The sequence below is a fragment of the Streptomyces alkaliphilus genome, assembly GCF_014141535.1.
Lineage (GTDB): Bacteria > Actinomycetota > Actinomycetes > Streptomycetales > Streptomycetaceae > Streptomyces > Streptomyces alkaliphilus.
The window spans coordinates 1-831 of record NZ_VKHT01001504.1; the positions used below are offsets into that span (position 1 = coordinate 1).

The window sequence follows — 831 nt, forward strand, 5'->3', positions numbered from 1 at the left end:
CCGCCCGACCCCCGACGGTCTGCTGACCGCCTTCGACGCCAAGCTTCCCTTCACCCTCACCGAGGGCCAGCGCCGGGTGGGTGAGGAGATCTTCGCCGATCTGGCCGCCGACCACCCCATGCACCGGTTGCTCCAGGGCGAGGTGGGAAGCGGCAAGACCCTGGTGGCGCTGCGGGCCGTGCTCGGGGTGGTGGACAGCGGCGGGCAGGCGGCCCTGCTGGCTCCGACGGAGGTGTTGGCCCAGCAGCACCACCGCTCGATCGTGGAGATGATGGGCGAGTTGGCGGAGGGCGGTCTGTTGGGCGGTGCCGAGCACGGCACCCGGGTCACGCTCCTGACCGGTTCGATGGGGGCGGCCGCCCGCCGGCGGGCGTTGCTGGAGGCGGCCACCGGCGAGGCGGGCCTGGTCATCGGCACCCACGCGCTGATCGAGGACCGGGTGCGCTTCCACGACCTGGGCCTGGTGGTGGTCGACGAGCAGCACCGGTTCGGGGTACGGCAGCGGGACGCCCTGCGCTCGCGGGCGGAGCACCCCCCGCACCTGCTCGTGATGACCGCGACCCCCATCCCGCGCACCGTCGCGATGACGGTCTTCGGCGACCTGGAGATCTCGGTGCTGGACCAGTTGCCCGAGGGGCGCTCGCCGATCGCCACCCATGTCGTCCCCGCCGACGACAAGCCGCACTTCCTGCGGCGCGCCTGGGAACGGGTACGGGAGGAGGTCGCCGCGGGGCGGCAGGCGTACGTGGTGTGCCCCCGGATCGGTGACGGGCCCGAGGGGGTTCCCTCACCCGCTCCGGCCGTCGCTTCCGGGGGGTCCGGGGACGGGGG

Annotated in this window: 1 protein-coding gene; it reads left to right on the top strand. The window is 74.0% G+C overall.

Translation table 11 applies throughout. The features are described from left to right. Positions 1–831 (top strand): DEAD/DEAH box helicase (locus tag FNQ90_RS25350; protein WP_182608453.1); only part of this gene is annotated, 831 nt, incomplete at both ends.